Source organism: Sphingomonas sp. Leaf10 (assembly GCF_001421245.1).
Classification (GTDB): domain Bacteria; phylum Pseudomonadota; class Alphaproteobacteria; order Sphingomonadales; family Sphingomonadaceae; genus Sphingomonas.
This window is the reverse complement of record NZ_LMKE01000001.1, coordinates 120,185-143,024: the sequence shown is the minus strand read 5'-3', so window position 1 is coordinate 143,024 and position 22,840 is coordinate 120,185. Positions and strand designations below refer to the sequence as shown.

The window sequence follows — 22,840 nt, the reverse complement described above, 5'->3', positions numbered from 1 at the left end:
GGTGTGCCCCGTTACGTTAATGGTAAACGGCTTCCTTTGTAACGAAGAGACGCGGGTTCGATTCCTGCACGGGGCACCACCGTTCTCCGCCCACCCCGGTCAGCCGGGCGGGGCCAGCCGGTAACCGACGCCCGGTTCGGTCAGGATCAGCCGAGGGTCGGTTGAATCCTCCTCCAGCTTCTGGCGCAGATAGCCAATATAGACGCGCAGATACTGGCTGTCCGCCGATGCCGATCCCCAGCCGACTTCCAACAGCCGTTTATGGGTGACGACTTGTCCCGCACTCATCGCCAGCGCGTGCAACAGATCGAATTCCTTGCGCGACAGGCGAATCGGCTCGTCCTCGATCCGGACCGACCGCGCGTCGAAATCGATCGCCAGCGGGCCGCTGACGTACGTGCGCGGCTTGACGCGGACGCTGGCCCGCCGGCGCACCGCTGCCCGGATGCGCGCGGTCAGTTCGCCGATCTCGAACGGCTTGTTGACGTAATCATCGGCGCCTTCGTCGAGTGCCGCAATCTTTTCGCTTTCCTGATGACGTGCCGACACGACGATGACCGACGCGGCACTGATTGCGCGCACCGCGCCGATGACCGTCTTCCCGTCCATGTCGGGCAGACCGAGGTCGAGCAGGATCAGGTCGGGGTCGCTGCGCTTGACCGCCGCGACCGCCGATCCGCCGTCGCAGGCGGTGGCGACGTCATAGCCCGCGGCACGCAAGCTCGGCTCCAGCACCGCGATCAGCGAGGGTTCGTCGTCGACGATCAGGATCCGGATCATCGCGCGCGGGTTCCGGTGGCGATCGGCAGTTCGATAACGATCTTGGTGCCTCCGTTCGCGACGCCCGGCGTCTGTGCCTTTATCGATCCGCCCAGCGCCTCGACAAAGCCCTTGGCGATCGCCAGCCCCAGTCCGCTGCCGCGCGGCGAAGCCTCGCTGCGGCGGACCCGGTAGAAACGTTCGAACACGCGGACTAGGTCGTCCTCCGGAATACCGCAACCCTCGTCGGCGATACCGATCCGGCAGCGATCGCCCAGATCCTCGGCGCTCAGCACGATGCGCGTGTCATCGGGACTGTAGAGGATTGCATTGTCGAGGACGTTGATGAGCACCAGTTCGAACAGCGCCGGGTTGGCCGACACCGCGATGTGCGTGTCGAGGCCGATCGTTTCGAAATGGCGGTTGCAGGCACGCGGACGCACCCGCTGGATCGCGACGCCGATCATGTCGGCCACGCCCAGCGTCTGGAGCGATGCCGGATCGTCGCCCACCTCCAGCTTGCTCATTTCGAGCAGGTTCGATGTGTAGCGGTTCAGCCGTTCGCAATCGTCGACGATCTGGCGCAGAAACTGGTCGAACGTATCGGCGTCCAGCTTGTCGCGATAGAGGCGCAGGCTCGATGCCGATGCGCTGATCGCGGTCAGCGGCGTACGGAAATCGTGGCTGACCGAATTGAGCAACGCGGTCTTCAGCTCCTCCGCCTTCACGCTCGCGCGGCGTTCGGCATTCTGTTCGGACAGGATGGCGCGTTCGAACGCGACCGACACGCTGCCGCCAAAGGTTCGCAGCAGATAGAGGTCCATCGGCCCGGCGCCCGATTCCTCCAGCAGCAGCACGCCGATCGCGCCCTCGCTACCATCCAGTCGGATCGCCACCAATGGACGCTCGACCAGCATCCCGTCGTCGCTGGCGAGCAGCGCCGGGACCATCGCATCGACGTCGCGCGCGGTATCTGCGGGACCGAGACATTCGACGCCACCCGGCCGCAGTCGGAACAGCGTCAGGCGGGCGATTAGGATCGGTTCGGCGACGGCGGCAAGCGCCGCGGTGATGTCGGCGACGCGCCCGGCGGATTGCAACGCCCGGCTGAGCCGCAGGAGGTTGGTCAGCCGGGCATTGCCGAGCTTCGCCAGTTCCGACCGGTCACGCAGCCGTCCGGCAAGGATGCCGGTCACGATCGCGCAAAGATTGAAGATGAACAGCGGCGCCAGATCACGTTCGGTGCCGAGCCGGAACGAGAAGGCCGGCTGGGTAATGAAGAAATTGAAGATCAGGAACGCCGCCCCCGCCGCGATCAGCGCGCTCGACAGGCCGCCGACCGCCCCGGCAACGGTAACCCCCAGCATGAACACCAGCGCGGCGGTGACTTCGTCATAATGGGCCGCGACCAGATTACCGACCAGCGCAAGGACGAGGATGACGGTCGCGGTCGAGGCAAGCCCCTGCCGGGTCAGCGACAGCTTGAACCCGCGCGAGGCGAGGTCGGCAGTGATCGGATGCGACGGCATATCGGCAGGTCCACTCCCACGAACGCGCTGCGGCCGGCGTGCCCCGACCGAGGGGTAATCGGGCGGCAGGGTACGTCCATACATAGTAAAGCTATAGTAACGGCTTGCCGTCGCTTCGGACTAGCGCGTGTTTCGGGCGTTGCGATGGCAAAGCTGAGCGGAAGATCGATTCCGTCCGGCACCTCCCCCGCCCCCAAACTAGTCGTGCAGGAGAGGGTGTATGCAGTGGCCGTTTATTCGTCGTCAGCGTTTGAATGACGCGTTGCTGGACGCCGATCGCCGGTTCAATCAGGTCGAACGCGCCGCCTTCACCTATCGTGAGGAACGCGACCGGCTGAAGGCCGCGCTGCTCGCGGTCAGCGACTGTCCGCACTGACCATGGTCGACATCGTTGCCTTCGTCGCGATCCCGATCGGGAACATCGTGATGACCATCGGCTTCCTGAAGCTGATCCTGGTATCGGACCAGGCGTTCGCCCATGCCGCCGGAAGCGCTGCGACGCGCAACCTGCGCGGCCTGATCTGGGTCGCGGTGGGTGCCGCGCTGTGCTTCCTGCCACTGGCACTGAACCATCCGGGATAGCGCGCTACGCCATGTCGGTCAGCCGATGTGGCGGCGCAGCCGTTCCAGCATGTCTTCCAGCGTCACTTCGGCCAGCCGGTCCTGCCCATCGCCCCCGCGCAGCACGGTGGCGAGATTCAGCAGGATCTGCGTGACGTGATCGATCGACTGCAGGCCCGTCAGGTGCCGACGCAACGTCGCCTCGTCGCTGCCGAGATCGAAGGCGAGGTCGCCCAGCATCCGCGAGGCGCGCACCAGCTCGTCGGCCAGTGCGTCGCCCATCGGGATCGGCTGCGGAAAGGTCGACACCGCGTTCATTTCGAACACAGCTTCAAGACGCTGGCGGTCAGCGCGTCGGATGCGACCGGCTGCGCCACCATGCCGCGCCCCAGCGTATGGCCGCCATTCTCTGCCGGGGAAAAGGCATAGCTGCCCGCGCCAAGCATCGCCTTCAGCCCGCCGCCGCCGTCTTCGCTGCCGTCGATCATCAGCACCCCGACCGCATTGGCACCCGCAGCCTTGGCAGCAGCGGCGAACAGCAGCGAGATCGACGGACGCTCGCCCGCCACCGGATCCCGCGCCAGCAGGCGCAGCTTGCCCGAGGGCCATGCGTCGACGACGACATGATGATCGCCCTGCGGCGCGAAATAGATGGTGCCCTGCTTGATCGCCATGCCGTCCTCAGCGACGACGACCTTCGGCGCGACCTGAGACCCGAGCTTTTCGACCATGCCCTCGACCAGCCCCGGACCCAGATGCTGGACGACGATCGTCGGCGGGCAGTTGGCGGGAAAGGCACCGAACATGTCGAACATCGACGCGGTGCTCGATGCATCGCCGCCCAGCACGATCAGGCGACCGTTCCAGTTGATCGGCGGCGCGGCCTTGGCCGCCGGCCCCTTCGACTTCATCGGGGCGTTGCGCGCAGACTTGATGCGCTTGCCGAGCTTCGCGATGATCGCGTTCAGTTCGGCCGGCGCCGCGACGCGCGGTTTCGGCAGGCAGTCGATCGCGCCGAGTCGCAGCGCCTCGATCGTCTCGCCCGCGCCATCGGTGGTGCGGGTCGAGAACATGATGACCGGCATCGGCTTCGATTCCATGATCTCGGCCAGATATTCGATGCCGCTCATGCCCGGCATCTCGACGTCGAGCGTGATGACATGGGGTTTGAGCGACGCGACCATCGACCGCGCCTCGTCGGCACCATCGGCGAGTCCGACGACTTCCACACCCGGAATCCGCTCCAGCGCCCCAGAGATGAGCGCCCGCATGGTCAACGAGTCGTCGACGACGAGAACCTTCGTGCTAGCAGCCATGATGTGATTGTCCCAAAAAGATTACGCGGTACTTCAGGCGGCTTCGGCGATCGGCTGGTCGACCAGACGGTCGAGCGCGAGCACCAGGATCATGCGATTGTCGATCGTCGCCAATCCTTCGAGGAAGCGTGACGATTCGGTGTCGCCCATGTCGGGGATCGGCTGCATCGCATCCGGGTGGATCGACACGATGTCGTTCACCGCATCGACGATGATGCCCTGCAACTGCTCGCCGATGCGCACGACGATGATGACGTGACGCGCCGACGGGTCGGTCTGGCCCCAGTTCAGCCGGTGGCGCAGGTCGAACACCGGCAGCACGACGCCGCGCAGGTTCACGACACCGCGGACATAGGGCGGCACATTGGGCAGCGGCGTCGCCGGCGACCATGCTCGGATTTCACGGATCGCCATGATGTCGACGCCCAGAATCTGGTCGCCCAGCTGAAAGGTGATGAGTTGGCGGGACATGCTCTAATCCTCGGGCCGGAAACGGGTCAGTGCAGCACGCGGCGGATCGCCGCCGCGAGCTTTTCGGGGTGGAACGGCTTGACGATCCAGCCGGTCGCCCCGGCATCGCGGGCGCGCCGCTTCTTCTCGTACGAACTCTCGGTGGTCAGCACCAGGATCGGCAGGTTGCGGCGCCCCTGCCCGCGCACTTCGCTGATCAGGCCGAACCCGTCCATGCGCGGCATGTTGATGTCGGTGATCAGCAGGTCGGGATGAAAGCCGTCGAGCTTTTCGAGCGCGTGGACACCGTCCTCCGCCTCCACGACGCTATATCCCAGATCGGTCAGCGCGACGCGCAGCAACATCCGCATGCTGGGCGAATCATCGACGGTCATGATCGTCTTTGCCACGGTAGGCTCCCTCGGTACGAAATCAGTCATCAAAAAAATTCCACATCGCCGACGGCGGCGGGTGGCGGTGGCGGCTTGCGGACCACGATCACCGGCGGGGCCGCATCGACCACCGACCGGCACCGCGCCAGCCCGACCGCCGCGCGAAACTCGACCCGGCGCGCCTGTGTGCCGCCCACATCCTCGCCGACCAGCGCGATCCGCTCGTTGCGCAGGAAGGTGCGGGCGAACGCGATGTTGGCACCCCCGATATCACGAAATCCTTCCCGCATCGTTGCACCGCCGAAGATTCGGGCGCGCAAACGCGATCTTGCCGCACCCATGGTCAACATTGCGTTGATGAGTACTTCCATCGCGTAAACGCCGTAACGTTGCATCGATGCCGGGTCCGATGCCGTTCCATCGGCCAGCAGATAATGGTTGATCCCGCCGATCTGCGCGACAGGGTCATAGAAGCAGGCGGCGACGCAGCTGCCCAATACCGTGGTCAGCACGACATCGGGTTCGCGGCTGACCTGCGTCTCCCCCTGTGCGACCGTGATCCGGCGCAGACCATCGCGGGCCTGCAACGCACTCACAGCGCACATTCCGCAAGCAGCCGGCCGGCGATGCGGCGCAACGGCAATTGTTCGGCGACGCCGCCGATCTGCCACGCGATAGCGGGCATGCCGTAGACGACGCTGGTCGCCTTGTCCTGGCCGAAGGTCATGGCGCCCGCGGCGCGCATCGCTTTCATCCCCTCCGCCCCGTCGCTGCCCATGCCGGTCAGGATCGCGGCGGTGGCATCGCGCCCGGCCAGCTTCGCGACGGAATGGAACAGCCGGTCGACCGATGGGCGATGGCCGTTAACCTTGTCCCCTTCCAGCAGGCGGCAATGGCGGCGGTCGCCGATACCGGCCAGTTCCATGTGGCGCTCGCCACCGGGTGCCAGATAAATCTTGCCGACGCCCAGTACCGCGCCGGGGCGTGCTTCCTCGACACTCGGCGCGCACAGGCGGTTCAGACGCGCGGCGAAGCTGGGCGTGAAGGTCGCCGGCATATGCTGCACGATCATGGTCGGCGGGCAATTGGCTGGAAAGGCGGAGAGCAGTTCGATCAGCGCCTCGACGCCACCGGTCGACGCGCCGATCGCGATCATCGATCCGGGACGTGGGCTATAGCTGGGGCGTTCGTGGACCACCGGCGCGACCGGTGCGACCCGCGCGGCCGGCCGGGTCTGCGATGCGGCGCGGACCAGATCGGCAAGTTCGAACCCGCTATGGTCGTTATGTGCCATCAGCCGGTTCTTGTCGAAACAGTCGAACGCGCCGCGCTCCAGCGCGGTCAGGCTCGCTTCCGCCCCTTGCGCGGTCAGCGTCGAGAGCATCACGACCGGCGTCGGGCGCAGCCGCATCAGCCGTTCGAGGAAGTCGAGGCCGCTCATCCCCGGCATCTCGATGTCGAGCGTGACGACATCGGGGTCGAGCGCCTTGATCTGCGCGCGCGCCTCGTCGGCGCTGGCGGCGGTACCGACGACCTCGATCCCCGGATCGGCCTGCAGCTTGCGGCGGATGATCGCCTGCATCGAATAGGAGTCGTCGACGACCAGCGCGCGGACCGTCATGCCGTCACCTTCTGATACGCCGTGCGACCGATCGGGCGGAATTTCCCCGTTACCGCGCCGAGCAACCGCTCCGAATGACCGATGTACAGCATCCCCCCCACCTCCAGTCGGTCGGCGAGCCGGCTCAAGAGCTTCTCCTTGGTCGGTTCGTCGAAATAGATCATGACGTTGCGACAGAATATCGTGTCGAACCGTCCCTTGATCGGCCAGTCGCCGAGCAGGTTGAGCGGTTTGAACGCGATCGCGTCGCGCAGAACCGGGTCGACGATCAGGTCGTCGCCCTCCCCCTGTGTCCATGCGCTGCGCAATCCGGCAGGCACGGTCCGCATCGTCTCCTTCGAATATCGCCCGGTCCGCGCCTTTTCGAGCACGCTGGGCGACACGTCGGTCGCGAGCATCCGCAGATCGGCCTTCAGCAGCCGCTGCGCGAGGCTGCGATCGGCGCCGAACGCCGCCATCAGCCACGAATAGGGTTCCTCACCGCTGGAACAGGCCGCCGACCACAGGCGGACGCGGCCGCCCTTGTTCAGCCGGTCGACCAGCCCCGGCCAAATCCGATCGACGAAATCCTCGAAATGATGGTTTTCGCGAAAAAAACTGGTGTGGTTGGTCGTCAGCGCGTCGACCGCACGGCCACGTTCGCCGGCATCGCTGCCGATGAACGCGACATATTCGGCGAAGCTCGACAGGCCGCAGGCGCGAACGCGCGGTGCGATCCGGCCGTAGATCAGCTGCGCCTTTCCCTCGGGCAGCAGGATGCCGACCTCTTCATACACCAGCGCGGCGATCGCGCGGTGGTCGGCGGGCTGGAAGTCGAACTCCCTGGCCCGGCCATTGTCGAGGGCAGCGGCGGCGCTCATGCGGCGATCGCCACCGGGGCGCGGCTGGTGGTGAAGCGACCGCGGGTGGTGAGCGCATCGACATCGGCAATCAGCGCGACGCGCCCGTCGCCGAGGATGGTGGCCCCCGCCACCCCGTCGATCGCCTGGTAATTGGCTTCGAGGCTCTTCACGACGACCTGCCGCTGGTCCTGGATCGAATCGACCACCAGCGCCGCCTGCCCATGATCACCCTCGACCACGATCAGCACCGCATCGGTCGCGTTGCGCTGTGCCCCGGCGATGCCGAGGTGATCGGCGATGTGCAGCACCGGCACATAGGAACCACGCACGTCGAGCAACTGCCCGTCCGGCCCCAGCCGGTTGAGCGTCAGGTCGGTCGGGCGCAGGCTTTCGACGATATGCCCCAGCGGAATGACGAAGGTCTGTTCGCCGACCGTCACGATCATCCCGTCGAGCACCGCCAGCGTCAGTGGCAGGCTGAGCGAAAAACTAGATCCGAAGCCTTCGCGCGACTGGATGCCGATGCGGCCGCCCAGCGCCTGGATGTTCTTGCGCACCACGTCCATGCCGACGCCGCGTCCGGAGACGTTGGTGATTGCCGCCGCGGTCGAGAAACCGGGCGCGAAGATCAGGTTGTCGATCTCTTCGTCGGTAAGCGCCGCGTCGGGCAGGATGATGCCCTTCTCGATCGCCTTGGCCTTCACCCGCGCGCGGTTGATGCCCTGCCCGTCATCGGCGACGGTGATGACGATGCGGCCGGACTGGTGCGCGGCGGACAGCCGGACGACGCCCTCGGCCGGCTTGCCGGCGGCGACGCGCACATCGGGCATTTCGAGGCCGTGGTCGACGGCGTTGCGGATCAGGTGGGTCAACGGTTCGCCGATGCGCTCGACGACCGTCTTGTCGACCTCGGTCATCTCGCCCTCCACCTCTAGGCGGACGCGCTTGCCGGTCTCACCCTCCAGTTCGCGGACGATGCGCGGCACGCGGCTGAACACCGTCTTCATCGGCTGCGCGCGGATCGCCATCGTCGATTCCTGCAATTCGCGCGTCAGATGTTCGAGATCGCTGAGTTCGGTGATGCCGCCCATCGCGTTTTCGGCAAGACGCTGCGCGAGCATCGCCTGGGTAATCACCAGTTCCCCGACCAGGTTGACCAGCCGATCGAGCTTGTCGAGGTCGACGCGGATCGTTTGCGCGGCCGGAGCGGCGGCGGCGGCCGGCGCACGCGGCGCGGCCTTCGCATCATCGACCGGGGCGGCCGGCGCTGCCGCCAGGGGCGGAGGCGGGGGTGGCGGCGGCGCGACCGGTTCGACGGCTACCGGCTCGACCATTACCGGCTCGGCAATCACCGGTTCCACGACCGAGTCGAGCAGGTCGAACAGCGAATCGACATCGTCCATCACCGGCGACGCATCGCCCTTGTTCAGCGTGATCGCGCTGCTGTCGGAAAATTCGAAGACCGCGCGGATATCGTCCTCGGCGACGCTGGCGGGCAGCGCCACGTCCCATGCCAGATAACCGGTTTCCGGATCGATCGCCTCGAGCACCGGCAGCGCGTTACGGTCGCACCGGGTCACCTTGCCGCCCAGCAGCGTCAGTTCGCGCAGCAGCAACAGCGGTTCGGCGCCATGTTCGAACGCATTGCTCCCCGGTTGATAACGCAACCGCCAGCCATCGGCGGCATCGGCGCCATCTTCGGACGGGGCGACGTCGCCCAGCAGCGACATCAGGTCGTCGAAATCGTCGGAGATCGCGACCGATTCGGCCGCGACGGGCGCCGCCGCTGCGGGTGCGGCACCGTGCGCGCCGCCGCCCCCGGCGGCGGCGGCGAGTCGGTCGAGCATCGCCGCATCGGCGGGCGGTTCGCCGGCATCGCGCGCGGCGGCGACATGGTCGGCCAGCATGTCGAACGCGCCCATCACCACGTCGAGCAGCGTCGGCGTCAGTTCCAGCGTACCGTTGCGGATCAGATCGAGCAGCGTTTCATATTGATGGGTATAGGCTTGCAGGCGTTCATGGCCGAACGCACCCGCTCCGCCCTTGATCGAATGCACGCAGCGGAAGACGGCGTTGATCGTTTCCGAATCGCGGTCGCCGTCGCGCAGCGCCGCGAAATTGCCTTCCATCGCGGCAAGGCCTTCCTCGCATTCCTGGAAGAAGATCTGCTGAATTGCGTCGAGGTCCATGACGGTTCGCTCCGGATCAGGCGGCGAGAAGGGTGTCGAGGGCCGCCAGCGTCGCCATGTCGGCAAACGCCGGGCTGGCGCCGACGATGGTGAAATCGATGCCGGCAGTCTCGGCCGCAGCCTCTGCGGCGGCGAGGATTTGCAGACAGGCCTGTCCGATGCGTTCGACGCCCGATGCATCGAGGCGGATCGGCTTGCCGGCGTCGATCGCGGTGTGCAGCGTCTGGCGCAGCGGGTCGGCGGCGGCGGTGTCGAGGACGGCGGCTAGGGCGATGGGCATGATCGGGTCCAATCGGAAGGGACGTTGGGGTCGCGCGAGGGCGCGCGGATCAGAATTCGGACCAGTCGTCTTCGTCGACGACGACCGGGGCCGCCATCGGCGCGGCGCTGCCGCCGCCTGCCGCCATCTTCTTGCGTGACGAGCGGGCGATTTCGCGACCGACCTGCGCGGCGCGTGCCTGCAACCGGTGCACGGCGGTCGGCATTTGCGAGACATGGCCGCTATTGCCATGACCGTGGAAGCCCGAGCCGATGGTGAAGCGGGCCACCTGTCGTGCCAGTTCCTGCGCTTCTTCGGCCAGGCTGCGGGCAGCGGCGGTCGCCTGTTCGACCATCGCCGCATTCTGCTGCGTCACGCCGTCCATCTCGCCGACGGCGGTGTTGACCTGCTGCAAACCGGTCGCCTGCTGATCGGCCGAGGTGGCGATGGTGCCGACCAGCGTGCTGATCTCGCCGATGCGGGTGATGATGCGTTGCAGCGCCTTGCCGGTCTCGCTGACCAGTTCGACGCCCATCGCGACCTGTTCGGACGAGGCGGTGATCTTGGCCTTCACGTCCTTGGCCGCATCGGCCGAACGCTGGGCCAGTGCGCGGACTTCGCTCGCGACGACGGCAAAGCCCTTCCCCGCGTCACCGGCCCGTGCCGCCTCGACCCCGGCGTTCAGCGCCAGCAGGTTCGTCTGGAACGCGATGCCGTCGATGACGCTGATGATCTCACCGATTTCGCCCGAGGCGCGCTCGATTCCGTTCATCGCCTCTACCGCGCGGCGGACGACGTCGCCCGACTGTTCGGCTTCGTCGCGGGTTTCGATGACGACCGTGTTGGCGCGGCTGGCACCGGTCGCGGTTTCCTTCACCGTGCTGGTGATCTGGTCCATCGCGGCAGCGGTCTCTTCGAGGCTGGCGGCCTGCTGCTCGGTGCGCTGCGACAGGTCGTCCGATGCTTGACGAATGTCGTTGGCACCGTTGTTGATGCCACTGGTCGCGTCGCGCACGGCCGACAATACTTCGGACACCGCATCCATCGCCGCGTTGAAATCGATGCGCAGGCGTTCGTAATCGGACGGGAAGCTCTGTTCGATGCGATAGGTCACGTCGTTGGCTGCGAGGCGCGACAGCCCCTGCCCCAGCGAACCGACGACCTGCTGCTGCGCGGCGGCGGCTTCCTTCACGACGCGACCGTTTTCGCGGAACACTTCCATTGCCCGCGCCATACGGCCGACACAGTCGCGATGGTCGGCAAAGCCGATCGGCGTCGTGACGTCACCGCGCGCGATCCCTTCCATGCGCTCGACGGTGCCGACATAGGGTCCGCAGACGACGTTGCGGAACATGATGCCGAGCAGAATGGCAACGAGAATGGTCGCGCCGTTGATCCCCAGCAGCGCCGCTTCGGACAATGTGTCATTCACCGCGAGCACCGTCGTGGCGAACGGGACGCACATCAACGTGACGTAGATGATCCCCATGGCGAGGAATTTCGTGCGGATCGGCGCATTCTTGCTGAACCAGTTCATCGTAACCTGCTCCCCCGAGAACGCGCTCGCACGGCGGCGTCGTCGTATCGATCGTCGGGGTATACGGACCGGCCCATAATTTACGGTTAACATCGACAATGCCCCATCTCTCGCGATCAGAGCACCCGCGAGCCGCCTGAAATATGGATACAATATAATATCTTAGCGCCCGCGAATCGGCAGTTCGCGCATTGACAACGTCGGACATATTGGTAGCGTTACCAATGTCGGATCAGCCGACGCCAATGATGGACGGATCGAACCGTCAGACACCCTAGGGGAGATTTCGTATGAAGGGTCACCTTCTGCACACGCTCGCGCGTACGTCGTCGACGATCGCGCTTGCCGCCTTGTTCGCAGCACCCGGCATCGCCGCCGCGCAGACCGCTGACACCGCCACCAATGCCCAGCCGGGCGTGACCGAAGGCGCGCAGGGCAGCGTCGCCCAGCCGACCGGTCAAGACCCCGTGCAGGAAGATGGCGGCGAAATCGTCGTCACCGGCATCCGCGCCTCGCTGAACCGCGCGATCGATATCAAGCGCAACTCGGCGGGCGTCGTCGATGCAATCTCGGCCGAGGATATCGGCAAGTTCCCCGACACCAACCTCGCCGAGTCGCTGCAGCGGATCACCGGCGTGTCGATCAACCGCGTCAACGGCGAAGGCTCGCAGGTTTCGGTCCGCGGTTTCTCGGGCGGGTTCAACCTCGTCACGTTGAACGGCCGCCAGCTTCCCGCGTCCAACGTCGATACCAGCGGCGCGGGCGATTTCGCGCGCGGCACCGGACGGTCGTTCGACTTCCAGAATCTCGCATCGGAAGGCGTATCGGCGCTGGAGGTCTACAAGACCGGCCGCGCCGCCATTCCGTCGGGCGGCATCGGCGCGGCGATCAACGTCGTCACCCGCAAGCCACTGGAATCGCGCGAGACCGGCGTCACCGGATCGTTCGGTGTCAAGGCGCTGCACGACCTGAGCACCAACGATGGCGAGGGCGCCCGCGTCCTGCCCGAAGTTTCGGGGCTGGTCAGCTGGCGCAACGACGGGCGCAGCGTCGGCCTGTCGATCTTCGGCAGCTATCAGCGCCGCGACAGCACCTCGGCACAAAGCGCACCCAATTACTTCACCGTGGTCCCGACCGCCGACGTGCTCAATCCCGCCGGCCCGTACGTCAACGGCCAGACGCAGATCGGCAGCCGCCCGACCACCGAATTCACGCTGGTCCCGAACGACAGCCGCTACCAGTTCTCCGAAAACAAGCGCGAACGCATCAACGGACAGGCGGTGCTGCAACTCGCGCCCACCGAACGCCTGACCTTCACCGCCGACGCGCTGTTCGCGCAGAACCGGCTGGAGGAGCAGCGCAGCGAGCAGACCAACTGGTTCAACCGTCCGTTCGGCGAGATCCGCTTCAACGGCAACGACGTGATCGCCACCCCCGATTTCATCTCGGAATCGATCAACGGCGTGAAGGATCAGGGCTTCGAACAGCAGTTCCGCGCCACCAAGACCCAGCTTCAGTCCTACGGCCTGAACGGCAAGTGGGAGATGACCGACAATCTGACGCTCAATCTCGATGGCTATCATGCCATCTCGAAGTCGACGCCGGACGCCGCCAACGGCACGTCGGTGACACTGGTGTCGCTCGGCGCTCCGGTCATCAGCAGCCAGGCGATCGATTACAGCAGCGGCTTCCCCCGCGTCACGCAGACGATCAACGACACGATCAACGGCAATGGCAACGGCGTCCTCGATCTGGGCGACCTCGGCACGCAGATCGGGCGGACCAACACCGCGACCCAGCGGCAGCGGATCAACGGCGGTCGCGCCGATCTCGGCTGGGATCTGGGCGGCGGCAGCCGGTTCGATGTCGGCGGCACCTATACCGACGCACAGATGACCAGCGCGCGGGTGCAGACGCAGCAGCAGCTCGGCGACTGGGGCATCACCGATCCGGGCATCGTCCAGCGGCTCGCCTCGAACGTCGTCAAGACCTTCTGCCTCGACTGCAAGTTCAGCAGCTTCAGCCCAGCGGACGTAAAGCGTACCGCCTTCCGCGGCAACGCGGTCGTGCTGAACGACCTGTTCTCGAACTTCTACGCCGCCAACCCGATCAACACGACCGCCAACGACTTCGATCAGGTCGGCGAAAAAATCTGGGGCGTGTACGGCCAGATCACGTGGAAGGGCGAGATTGCCGGCCGCACCGCCAACCTCGTCTTCGGCACGCGCTATGAAGAGACCAAGGTCCGCTCGACCGCGTTGCAGGCGGTGCCCTCGGCGATAAAGTGGGACGCCGACAACGACTTCTCGTCGGTGATCTCGGCCACCTCGTCCACCGTTTCGCAGCGTGGCAGCTACACTAACCTTTTGCCGGCCATCGATTTCAATATCGAGGTGTTCGACAACTTCGTCGCCCGCGCCTCGGCCAGCCGGACGCTGGCGCGGCCCGATTACGGCAACCTGTTCGCATCGACCACGGCGGGTCCACCGACCCGGCCGGTCGCGCTGGGCGGTCGTCCGACCGGCAGCTCGGGCAATGCCGGGCTGTTGCCGCTGGTCTCCGACAACTTCGACGTGTCGGTGGAGTGGTATTACAAGCCGTCGAGTTATGTCTCGCTCGGCTTCTTCGACAAGCGGGTGCGCAACTTCATCGGCACCGGCGTCTTCAACCGCAGCCTGTTCGACCTGCGTGATCCATCGTCGGGTGCGGCGGGCACGCGATCGGGTACGGCGGCCGACCGGCTGCGCGCACTGGGCGCCGATCTCAGCGACGTGAACCTGTTCACCTATACCGCGCTGCTCAGCCAGAATGGCGGCAACACCGCACAGGCCGACGCCAATTTCCAGGCGAACCGGAATGCGGCGGGCGCGCTGAACCAGGATTACGTCAACAGCATCCTGCAATCGGTCGACATCTTCGCTAACGGGGATGACCCGCTATACGACTTCGCGGTGTCGCAGCCGGTCAACAACCGCGACGGCCATATCTATGGCTTCGAACTGGCCGGGCAGCACTTCTTCGGCAATACCGGCTTCGGCGTGCAGGCGTCCTACACGAAGGTATATGGCGACGTGAATGCCGACATTGCCGCCGACCCCAGCGTCAACGTGTTCGCGCTGACCGGGCTTGGCGACAGTGCCAACGGGTCGATCATCTATGACAAGAGCGGCCTGTCGGCGCGCGTGTCGTATAACTGGCGCGACAAGTTCCTCGCCGCGACCAATCAGGGCGACAGCCGCAACCCGCTGTTCGTCGCTCCCTTCGGCACGCTCGACTTCAACATCAGCTACGACATCAGCGACAGCATGGCAGTGTCGATCGAGGGCGTGAACCTGACCAGCGAGCCGCTGGTGCAATATGGGCGCGATCGCAACGCGCTGGTCTTTGCACAGGAACTGAAGCCCCGCTTCCTGCTCGGCGCCCGCTACCGCTTCTGATCGCGGTCAAGTGACTGGAAAGAGCCGTTCGCACCCCCGGACGGCTCTTTTCTTTGCCACCTGCCCTTCATACCATGGCGGCCTGCTGCCCAAAGGATCGCGATGCTGAACACCGTGCTGCTCAACAATGTCGACCATCACGACCTGACCGTCGCGGTGGAACACGGTGCCGCGCATGGCGATGCGGTCAATCAGGTGCTGCTCTTCCCCAACGAGTTCGAGGCAGCGCAGCGCGACTATCCGATCCTGTTCCGCCGCGACGATCGCGGCGGCACCTATGCCGTCGCGCTGCTGGGCCTCGACCCCGACGACAATCTCTTTCTTGGCGCCGACGGCATCTGGTCGGCCAGCTATGTTCCCGCCGTCCGCCAACGCGGGCCGTTCGCACCCGACCCTTCGGGCGAAGGCATCCGCATCGACCTCGACGACCCCCGCTTGCAGCGCGACGGCTCGGGGGAGGCGCTCTATCTGCGCCACGGCGGCACCGCTCCCTATCTGGCGCATGTCGAGGCGGTACTAGCCGTAATTCGGGAAGGGCAAACCATCAACGCCCCGCTGTTCGCCGCCTGGGACGCGGCCGAATTGCTGCGCCCGACCACGATCGAGGTCGATCTGGGCGACGGACAGACCTGCGCCATTGCCGACATCCTCGTCATCGCCGACGACCGGCTTGATGCGCTGGATGCCGAGACACTGGCGACGCTCCACCGCAGCGGCGCGCTGCGCGCGGCGTTCATGGCGTCGGCCTCGCTCGACAACATCCCCCGCTTGATCGAGCGCCGGCAACGGCGGCACGGCACGTGAACGCTCGGCGCATCGTCCAGTCGATCGCGGCGAGCGCGGACTGGTCGCCGGCGGCACTGGTCGCGACGAACGAGCCGGTGGTCCTGCGGGGCCTCACTGCAGACTGGCCGCTAGTCGCGGCGGGCCAAACCGGCGTCGACAGTGCCATCGCCTATCTCAAGCGGTTCGATGGCGGAAGGCCGGTCGTCGCTCTTACTGGCGATGCGGCGATGGGCGGGCGTTTTTTCTACCGCGACGATTTCAGCGGGTTCAATTTCGAAGCGGCGCGCACCGGCCTGTCCGCCTGCCTCGACCGCATCGCGGCGGGGCTGGACGATCCCGCCGCCCCCGCCATCTATGTCGGGTCGACTGACCTCGACCTGTACCTCCCCGGCCTGCGTGGCGAGAACGACCTGCCATGGCCGGCCGGAACGCCCACGCCGATGGTCAGCATCTGGATCGGCAACCGCACCACCGCCGCGACCCATTACGACATGTCGAACAACCTTGCCGCATGCATGGTCGGGCGGCGGCGCTTCACCCTGTTCCCGCCCGATCAGGTCGCGAACCTCTATCCAGGTCCCCTCGAACCCACCCCCGGTGGGCAGGTGGTGAGCATGGTCGACCTGCGCGCGCCCGACCTCGACCGCTTCCCACGCGTTGCCGAGGCGCTGGCCCATGCGCAGGTCGCCGAGCTGGAGCCGGGTGACGTGCTCTTCTACCCGGCCTTGTGGTGGCATAATGTCGAGGCGCTGTCGCCGTTCAACGCCATGATCAACTATTGGTGGAACGACGCCCCCGCCTTCGCCGACAGCCCGATGACGACGCTGCTCCATGCGCTGCTATCGCTGCGGGACCGCCCGGCGGCGGAGCGCGCGGCATGGGCCGCGATGTTCGACCATTATGTGTGGAGCGGCGGCGATGCTGCGCGGGCGCACCTGCCGCCTGCGATCCAGGGTGATCTCGCCCCGCTCGATGAACCCGCCGCCCGCCGGTTGCGCGCGCGATTGTTGCAGAGGCTGAACCGATGACCCCCATGCGGATCGTGATCGCGGGCGGCGGTACCGCTGGCTGGCTCGCCGCCGCGTTGCTGACCCGGCAGCTGGCGTCGCTGGTCGAGGTGACCTTGGTCGAATCCGAAGACATCGGCACGGTCGGCGTCGGCGAAGCGACGATCCCCACCATCCGCTCCTTCCACGCGCTGCTCGGCCTCGACGAAGCCGAGTTCATGGCCGCGACCGGTGCCAGCTTCAAACTGGGCATCGCGTTCGAAAACTGGGCGCGCGACGGCGACCGCTATCTCCACTCGTTCGGCGAGGTCGGCCGATCGACCTGGATGGGCGACTTTCAGCATTTCTGGCTGGAGGCGCGCGCACAAGGCGCGGCAGGGCCGATCGGCGCCTATTGCCTCGAACATGAAGCCGCCGAGGCCGGGCGGTTCGCGACCGGACCCGACGCGCCGCTCAACTATGCCTATCATTTCGATGCCGGCCGCTATGCCGCCTATCTGCGCACTCACAGCGAGGCGCAGGGGCTGACGCGGATCGAGGGCAGGATCGACCGTGTCGAGCTCGACGGGCAGAGCGGGAACATCGCAGCGCTGGTGCTCGACGACGGGCGGCGGGTCACGGGCGACCTCTTCCTCGACTGCACCGGTTTTCGCGCGCTGCTGATCGAACAGGCGCTGGGCGTGGGGTTCGAGGATTGGAGCCACTGGCTGCCGACCGACCGCGCGCTGGCGGTGCAGACCGCGGCGACCGGCCCCGCCCCGCCCTATACCCGTGCCATCGCGCACGATGCCGGCTGGCGCTGGCAGATCCCGCTGCAACACCGCGTCGGCAACGGACTGGTCTATAGCTCGAGCCATCTGAGCGACGATGCCGCGCGCGATCGGCTGCTGTCGTCTGTCGATGGACGGACGCTGATCGAGCCACGCCTGATCCGCTTTCGTACCGGGCGGCGGCTGGCGACATGGGAGCGCAATTGCGTCGCACTCAGCCTGTCGAGCGGGTTCGTCGAACCGCTCGAATCAACCAGCATCCATCTGGTGATGATCGCGCTCACGCGTCTCGTACAGTTGCTCCCCTTCGGTCATCCGGGCGAAGCCGCCCGCGCCCGCTTCAGCGACCAGTCGCGCCGCGAGATCGAGGCGGTGCGCGACTTCGTCCTGCTCCATTATCACCTGAACCAGCGGCCCGAACCCTTTTGGCAGGAGCGCCGCGAGACGCCTCCGCCCGACACGCTGGCCGAACGCATCGCGCTGTTTGCCGAAGGGGGCCATGCGTATCAGTCGGCCGACGACCTGTTCCGCGTCGGATCGTGGTTGCAGGTGATGCTCGGCCAGCGGCTCGAACCGCACGGTCACCATCCGCTGGCGAAGCTGATGCCGCCGGGTCAGCTGGCGGCAGTGCTCGGCGATCTCCGCAGCAACATCGCCGCCGCCGTCGCGACATTACCGACGCACCAGCAATTCCTCGACCGTTACTGCCGCAGCGAAAGCTGAACGATCAATCGCCACCGCGACGATAGGGGCTGTGCATATTGTCGAGCCATCCCGCGACGTTGCGCGGTGCCGCCACCACCGTGCCCCGCGGACGCCGGGCGGCGGCGATGTCGATCTGGACACCTTCGAAATGCAGTCCGGCCCGTCCGCCATTCGCCCAGCGCACGCTCGCCTCGACATGATGGACCATGCCCATCGTCACCAGCACGCGGTCGCCAGCGCGCAGATTGCCGACATTGTCGATGCACGCCCCGGTCTGCGACAGGTTGCGGACCCGGCATTCGACCATCTGATCGGCGGTCTCGATCCGCGCGTTCAGGATCACGCTGTCACGGCGCGAACGTTCGGCCGGTGGGTCGGTGGCAAATTCGTTCATGACGACCCCGCTTATGGCAGATCGTCGCCTAACGCCCGGTAAACCATTGGGCGTTCGCGAATTTGGTGCCCCTGGCCGGGCTCGAACCAGCACTCCTTGCGGAATCCGATTTTGAGTCGGACGCGTCTACCAATTTCACCACAGGGGCACGCAGGCGGTCCGTTAGCGCAAGGCGATGCCGCCTGCAACCGTCAGGAGAAGACGTCGGCGTCATTCAGACTGCCATAGGGATCCTTGGGATCCGGACCGAAACGGTTGGGACCGACCGTACCCGGCAGCGCGAGAAGGACGAGCAGCCCGATCGACGCAAAGAAGCCGACAAACGGGATGAGGCTGGCGATGTAGACGCCGAGCAGCCACCATCCGCTCATGTTGCGATCGTGCAGCCGGCGTACCTGCACCGCGATCGACGGGATAAGGATGCCGAGGCCGATGATAGCGAAGACGATGATCGGCAGCATGAGCGCGCCGTTCACAGCCCCGGACTGTAGGTCGGACATGCTCGACGATAACACGCCCATCACCCCGAGGATCGCTCCCAGGATGATCAACACGATCCCGTAACCCAGCACGAACATCCAATATTCCATGCGGCGCGACCGTCCGGAGAAATCGGCATAGCGTCGCAGCGGCAACGTCATCCAGTACATGATAGAACCTCCCCCCAATCGTTACGATGCCGCATCGTCGCAATCAGGCGTGCAGAACGCAATCGCTCAGTTGATCGGTGCACGCCGCCGATAACTGAGCGCCTCCGCCACATGCGCCCGCCCGATGCCGTCCGCTCCCGCCAGATCGGCAATCGTCCGGCTGACCCGCAGCACGCGGTGAAATCCGCGCGCCGACAACCGCATCGACTCCGCCGCCTGCGCCAGCAGCGTACGCGCCGGCACGTCAAGCGTCGCCGCCCGTTCCAGCACGCCGCCATCCGCCTCGGCATTGGTCCGGACACCATCGCCGGCATAGCGTGCATGCTGCACCGCCCGCGCCGCCGCGACCCGCGCCGCGACTTCCGCCGATCCTTCGGCGGGCGGCGGCAGCACCAGATCGGCGGCGCTCATGTGGACTGCCCATGCTTGCTCGCATTGAGCGACGGCTTTGAGCCGAATCTTACCGCCGATTGACTGCATTTTGGGGAGCGATAAGCTGCACTGGATTCTTCGCGATCACCGATGGAAGCAATCGGAGCCGATACCGTGACCGACTTGCCAGAACAGGCAGTTTTTGACGGATCAGCAATCCATGCCGAAACTGTGGACGGCGATGACATAACGGCGTCGCCAGAGCGGCTGAAAATCGCGATGCTCAGAAAGCCCGTGTTGGATCGGCTCCTCGCGCTTCCCAAGCGAACGTATCGTGACGTCGGCGTGGCGGCGGAAGAGCTAAACTGCTCAATCCGAACCGTATTCACCTTGCTAAAGAGATACGGCGCGACCCGGCGACTCACAGATTTAGCACCGCTTAGGCGCTCCTCATTGTCTGGCAGGAGCATGGTCGATCCCCGAGTTGAGGCTGTCATATCGGATGTGATCGCTTCCTATCATCTCAGCCGGATGAGGCCCACTATCACCCAGACGATTCTGGAAGTTCGACGGCGAACGGAGCGACTCGGCCTCAGGCTTCCCGATCAGAAAACAGTGCGAAAACGCATAGCCGCCATTCCAACAGTGCAAATTGTTCGCTCGCGCGAGGGCGCTAAGCGAGCGCGGGAACAGTTCGGGTTGGTATCGGGCTCGACACCAGAAACCACGTTTCCTCTGCAACGCATCCAGATCGATCACACGCGGGTTGATCTCATTGTCGTGGACGAGGCGCTCCGTCAGCCACTTGAGCGGCCTTGGATCACAGTGGCGATCGACGAATATTCCCGCGCGGTGCTCGGTTTCTATCTTTCGCTCGAAGCCCCATCCTCCACATCCGTAGGGCTATGCCTCGTCCATAGCATCCTGCCGAAAGACGGCTGGGCAGCACGAATCGGTCTCAGCCCTAAATGGCTTCCGCATGGTCGGCCCGACGAAATCTATACTGATAATGGAGCGGACTTTCGGTCGGAGGCTGTAGAGCTGGGTTGTCGGGCTTGGGGCATGGCGATCAACTTCCGACCCGGAGGGATGCCCCACTTTGGCGGAATCGTAGAGCGCGTCATCGGCACCGCAATGCGATCCTTAAGAACCCTGCCCGGCGCGACCGGCGGTTCGATAGTCGAACGAGGCGACACCGACCCCGCGAAAGAGGCGTCGCTCACCATGCAAGAGTTGGAGTTGCTGATCGCGACGTTCATTGCAGGTCATTATCATTGCAGCCTGCACAGCCATCACGGGATGACGCCAAACGCGAGATGGCAGGCCGGTATATTCGGGAACAAACAGCGGGCAGGGAGAGGCGTTCCTACGCCAATCAGTGATCCGGCTAGGCTGCTTATAGATTTCCTACCGATAGAACGTCGGTCTGTGAGCCGCCGGGGCATCAGATGGGGCGGGATCCTATATATGGATGACATTCTACGACCTTATCTGGACGACCAGGGGCGACGTAAGTTTGTTGTTCGACGCGACCCGCGTGATGTTTCACGCATTTGGTTCCTCTGCCCCGACGACAACATTTATTATCCTGTCCGTTCGCGCGATATTTCCCGCCCAAGCATAACGGCTTGGGAACTGGAAAACGCTCGCAAGCTCCTACGCGCCAGCGGGCAACGAGACTATGACGAGACTGCGCTTTTCCGCGCTGCTGAACTTGCGCAGGAGATTGTCGAGAAATCGCTAGAAGCGCGTAAAGCCTCACGAAAGAGCCGGCTCGCGAATGAGCGTCGGAATGGCGCGAAGATCAGCCAATCATACTCTGAAACCCGCCCTGAGAGCCACGAGCCCGCCTCGGCCTCCCCGTGGCGTCGTATCACTGCGGATGACCTGGAAGGCGACGAATTCTATGAGGTTGATGAATGATGGGTCGCGCCCGCGAACTCACTCCGACCGCGAAAGAGCTTTTGGGCAGTTCGGACGATGAACGAATCAGTTCGCTCGCGCGGGAGCCGTTCGTGTCCTACGGGATCGCAAAGCGCATCCTGACCCGGATGGATGCCCTGCTAAACGGCCCAAGATCACACCGGCCTGCGAGTATGCTGATCGCAGGAGCAACGAACAATGGAAAGACCATGCTCGTGCGTCGATTTACCGACGCAAACCCACCGGTCCACGATGATGAAGCGGATGCCGTCCGCTGCCCGGTGATCTACATTCAAATGCCTCCCACCCCGGATGCGCGACAATTCTACCTCGCCATTCTCGAAAAGCTCAACGTTCCCATACAGCGCACGGCGGTCCTCAGTCACGTCCAAGCTCAGACGCTGAAAATATGTAGAATAGTTGAGCTTAAAGTCCTTGTTGTTGACGAACTACATAACATCCACGGTGGGAGGATCGAGCAGCAGAGGCAATTTCTGAATCTGATCCGCTATATCTCGAACGAACTTCAAATACACCTCATAGGCTGTGGCCTTGCATCTGCCTTGAGGGCATTACAGTCCGACGAGCAGCTCACCAATCGCTTTGAGCATTGGCCTCTTCCAAAGTGGAAAAGTGACAACGCCTGCAAGGTTCTTTTAAACACGATCGAATCCACACTGCCTTTGCGGCAACCATCGAATTTGTCGGAGACAGATACGATGCAGCGAATTTTGGGGCTTTCTGGTGGAACTATCGGCGAGATATCTCGCCTAATCAGGGAAGCCGCTGAGACAGCGATACGTTCAGGCACGGAACGCATCGACTCTGACTTGTTAGATGGCCTCGGGTGGGTCGCCCCCGAGGACAGGCGGAAAGCGGCCGAAGCTGTTTTGGGTCATCGCAGTTGACAGTAAACTCGCTCCTTCCTTGGCGGCCAAATCCTAAGCCAAACGAGCTATTCTCGTCATGGTTAAGACGAGTGGCTTTAGGAAATAGCGAAAAGATCCAGACATTTAGCCATCTCCTATGGCCAGGGCGGCAGTTATGGAACAGGGACATTGATGCCCTTGCCCCTGCCGACATATTGTTGTCGCTCGCTTCGCGGACGGGCCGGAACACTGCGCTCCTGGAAAAAACGACCCTGCGGGCGTTCGAGGGCGTGGTATTTGAGGAAGTTCGGGTCAAGGTAGCGACCCGCTGGGTCTTACCGCTCGGGGTTTATCACCGGACACGGCGATTGGGCGGCCAGCAATGGTGCCCCTCGTGTCTGGAGGAAGATGCTCAACCCTATTATCGTCTGGATTGGCGGCTGGCTTTCTCAACTTCGTGTTCAAGGCATGG

The 22,840-nt window shown here is 64.8% G+C and carries 22 protein-coding genes, 2 tRNA genes and 2 pseudogenes; 10 read left to right on the top strand and 16 right to left on the bottom strand.

Annotation, left to right across the window (positions count from 1 at the left end; all coding sequences use genetic code 11):
- Positions 1–5 precede the first annotated feature (5 nt).
- Positions 6–79, top strand: a tRNA-Thr gene (locus ASE59_RS00675).
- A gap of 20 nt (positions 80–99) precedes the next feature.
- Here the strand turns inward: ASE59_RS00675 and ASE59_RS00670 are convergent.
- Both ASE59_RS00670 and ASE59_RS00665 read right to left on the bottom strand, forming a co-directional pair.
- Positions 100–780, bottom strand: a complete 681-nt coding sequence (locus ASE59_RS00670) for a response regulator transcription factor (RefSeq protein WP_056450881.1) — start codon at positions 778–780, stop codon at positions 100–102.
- The gene (locus tag ASE59_RS00665) at positions 777–2,372 is read right to left on the bottom strand and encodes an ATP-binding protein (RefSeq protein ID WP_082457989.1); all 1,596 of its coding nucleotides are present in this window, start codon (positions 2,370–2,372) and stop codon (positions 777–779) included. Before ASE59_RS00665 ends, ASE59_RS00670 begins: the two co-directional genes overlap by 4 nt.
- A gap of 136 nt (positions 2,373–2,508) precedes the next feature.
- Between ASE59_RS00665 and ASE59_RS19395 the strand changes: the two genes are divergently transcribed.
- Both ASE59_RS19395 and ASE59_RS00660 read left to right on the top strand, forming a co-directional pair.
- Entirely contained in the window at positions 2,509–2,664 is a 156-nt protein-coding gene (locus ASE59_RS19395; protein ID WP_156359813.1) for a hypothetical protein, read from the top strand.
- 2 nt (positions 2,665–2,666) lie between these two features.
- Complete coding sequence (locus tag ASE59_RS00660) at positions 2,667–2,870, top strand: hypothetical protein (RefSeq protein WP_056450875.1); 204 nt, start codon at positions 2,667–2,669, stop codon at positions 2,868–2,870.
- 18 nt (positions 2,871–2,888) lie between these two features.
- On the opposite strand, the gene ASE59_RS00655 is transcribed toward ASE59_RS00660, so the two are convergent.
- Genes ASE59_RS00655 through ASE59_RS00610 form a run of 10 tightly spaced genes read right to left on the bottom strand, consistent with a single transcriptional unit; the run spans position 2,889 to position 11,455 of the window.
- The gene (locus ASE59_RS00655; protein ID WP_235515593.1) at positions 2,889–3,158 is read right to left on the bottom strand and encodes a hypothetical protein; all 270 of its coding nucleotides are present in this window, start codon (positions 3,156–3,158) and stop codon (positions 2,889–2,891) included.
- A 5-nt stretch (positions 3,159–3,163) separates the two neighbouring features.
- On the bottom strand, positions 3,164–4,165 hold the full coding sequence (locus ASE59_RS00650; protein ID WP_235515592.1) for a chemotaxis protein CheB: 1,002 nt from the start codon (positions 4,163–4,165) through the stop codon (positions 3,164–3,166).
- A 33-nt stretch (positions 4,166–4,198) separates the two neighbouring features.
- Positions 4,199–4,636 (bottom strand): chemotaxis protein CheW, encoded by a 438-nt coding sequence (locus ASE59_RS00645; protein ID WP_056450865.1) that lies wholly within the window; start codon positions 4,634–4,636, stop codon positions 4,199–4,201.
- A gap of 26 nt (positions 4,637–4,662) precedes the next feature.
- Positions 4,663–5,025 (bottom strand): response regulator, encoded by a 363-nt coding sequence (locus tag ASE59_RS00640; protein WP_056452589.1) that lies wholly within the window; start codon positions 5,023–5,025, stop codon positions 4,663–4,665.
- 29 nt (positions 5,026–5,054) lie between these two features.
- Positions 5,055–5,612: a chemotaxis protein CheD gene (locus ASE59_RS00635; protein WP_082457988.1), complete on the bottom strand. Its 558-nt coding sequence runs from the start codon at positions 5,610–5,612 to the stop codon at positions 5,055–5,057.
- On the bottom strand, positions 5,600–6,628 hold the full coding sequence (locus ASE59_RS00630) for a protein-glutamate methylesterase/protein-glutamine glutaminase (RefSeq protein WP_056450862.1): 1,029 nt from the start codon (positions 6,626–6,628) through the stop codon (positions 5,600–5,602). Before ASE59_RS00630 ends, ASE59_RS00635 begins: the two co-directional genes overlap by 13 nt.
- Positions 6,625–7,488: a CheR family methyltransferase gene (locus ASE59_RS00625; protein ID WP_056450859.1), complete on the bottom strand. Its 864-nt coding sequence runs from the start codon at positions 7,486–7,488 to the stop codon at positions 6,625–6,627. Before ASE59_RS00625 ends, ASE59_RS00630 begins: the two co-directional genes overlap by 4 nt.
- Complete coding sequence (locus tag ASE59_RS00620) at positions 7,485–9,659, bottom strand: chemotaxis protein CheA (protein ID WP_056450856.1); 2,175 nt, start codon at positions 9,657–9,659, stop codon at positions 7,485–7,487. Before ASE59_RS00620 ends, ASE59_RS00625 begins: the two co-directional genes overlap by 4 nt.
- 16 nt (positions 9,660–9,675) lie before the next feature.
- The gene (locus tag ASE59_RS00615) at positions 9,676–9,939 is read right to left on the bottom strand and encodes an STAS domain-containing protein (RefSeq protein WP_056452583.1); all 264 of its coding nucleotides are present in this window, start codon (positions 9,937–9,939) and stop codon (positions 9,676–9,678) included.
- A 49-nt stretch (positions 9,940–9,988) separates the two neighbouring features.
- Positions 9,989–11,455 carry a methyl-accepting chemotaxis protein gene (locus ASE59_RS00610; RefSeq protein WP_056450853.1) on the bottom strand — a complete coding sequence of 489 codons (1,467 nt, stop codon included), beginning with the start codon at positions 11,453–11,455 and terminating at the stop codon, positions 9,989–9,991.
- 290 nt (positions 11,456–11,745) lie between these two features.
- Between ASE59_RS00610 and ASE59_RS00605 the strand changes: the two genes are divergently transcribed.
- From ASE59_RS00605 to ASE59_RS00590, 4 genes are all read left to right on the top strand, one after another.
- On the top strand, positions 11,746–14,892 hold the full coding sequence (locus ASE59_RS00605) for a TonB-dependent receptor (RefSeq protein ID WP_056450851.1): 3,147 nt from the start codon (positions 11,746–11,748) through the stop codon (positions 14,890–14,892).
- Between the two features lie 102 nt (positions 14,893–14,994).
- Positions 14,995–15,696: a SapC family protein gene (locus ASE59_RS00600; RefSeq protein ID WP_200913129.1), complete on the top strand. Its 702-nt coding sequence runs from the start codon at positions 14,995–14,997 to the stop codon at positions 15,694–15,696.
- Entirely contained in the window at positions 15,693–16,706 is a 1,014-nt protein-coding gene (locus tag ASE59_RS00595) for a cupin-like domain-containing protein (protein ID WP_056450848.1), read from the top strand. The genes ASE59_RS00600 and ASE59_RS00595 overlap by 4 nt, the downstream gene beginning before the upstream one ends.
- Entirely contained in the window at positions 16,703–18,178 is a 1,476-nt protein-coding gene (locus tag ASE59_RS00590) for a tryptophan halogenase family protein (protein WP_056450845.1), read from the top strand. The genes ASE59_RS00595 and ASE59_RS00590 overlap by 4 nt, the downstream gene beginning before the upstream one ends.
- 4 nt (positions 18,179–18,182) lie before the next feature.
- Here the strand turns inward: ASE59_RS00590 and ASE59_RS00585 are convergent, their stop codons facing one another.
- The 4 genes and pseudogenes from ASE59_RS00585 to ASE59_RS00570 all read right to left on the bottom strand — a co-directional run.
- Positions 18,183–18,554, bottom strand: coding sequence for a PilZ domain-containing protein (locus tag ASE59_RS00585; RefSeq protein WP_056450833.1), 372 nt, complete (start codon positions 18,552–18,554; stop codon positions 18,183–18,185).
- A gap of 63 nt (positions 18,555–18,617) precedes the next feature.
- Positions 18,618–18,702 (bottom strand) — tRNA-Leu (locus tag ASE59_RS00580).
- Between the two features lie 43 nt (positions 18,703–18,745).
- Positions 18,746–19,204 carry a DUF805 domain-containing protein gene (locus ASE59_RS00575; RefSeq protein ID WP_200913128.1) on the bottom strand — a complete coding sequence of 153 codons (459 nt, stop codon included), beginning with the start codon at positions 19,202–19,204 and terminating at the stop codon, positions 18,746–18,748.
- Between the two features lie 66 nt (positions 19,205–19,270).
- Positions 19,271–19,615: pseudogene (locus ASE59_RS00570) on the bottom strand (ATP-binding protein); the annotation flags it as partial.
- A 135-nt stretch (positions 19,616–19,750) separates the two neighbouring features.
- On the opposite strand from ASE59_RS00570, the gene ASE59_RS00565 reads away from it, so the two are divergent.
- From ASE59_RS00565 to ASE59_RS20855, 3 genes and pseudogenes are all read left to right on the top strand, one after another.
- Positions 19,751–21,499: a Mu transposase C-terminal domain-containing protein gene (locus ASE59_RS00565; protein WP_162235254.1), complete on the top strand. Its 1,749-nt coding sequence runs from the start codon at positions 19,751–19,753 to the stop codon at positions 21,497–21,499.
- Positions 21,496–22,407 carry a TniB family NTP-binding protein gene (locus ASE59_RS00560; protein ID WP_056450821.1) on the top strand — a complete coding sequence of 304 codons (912 nt, stop codon included), beginning with the start codon at positions 21,496–21,498 and terminating at the stop codon, positions 22,405–22,407. The genes ASE59_RS00565 and ASE59_RS00560 overlap by 4 nt, the downstream gene beginning before the upstream one ends.
- A pseudogene (locus ASE59_RS20855) lies at positions 22,347–22,835 on the top strand (TniQ family protein); the annotation flags it as partial. The gene ASE59_RS00560 and the pseudogene ASE59_RS20855, both read left to right, overlap by 61 nt.
- Positions 22,836–22,840 lie beyond the last annotated feature (5 nt).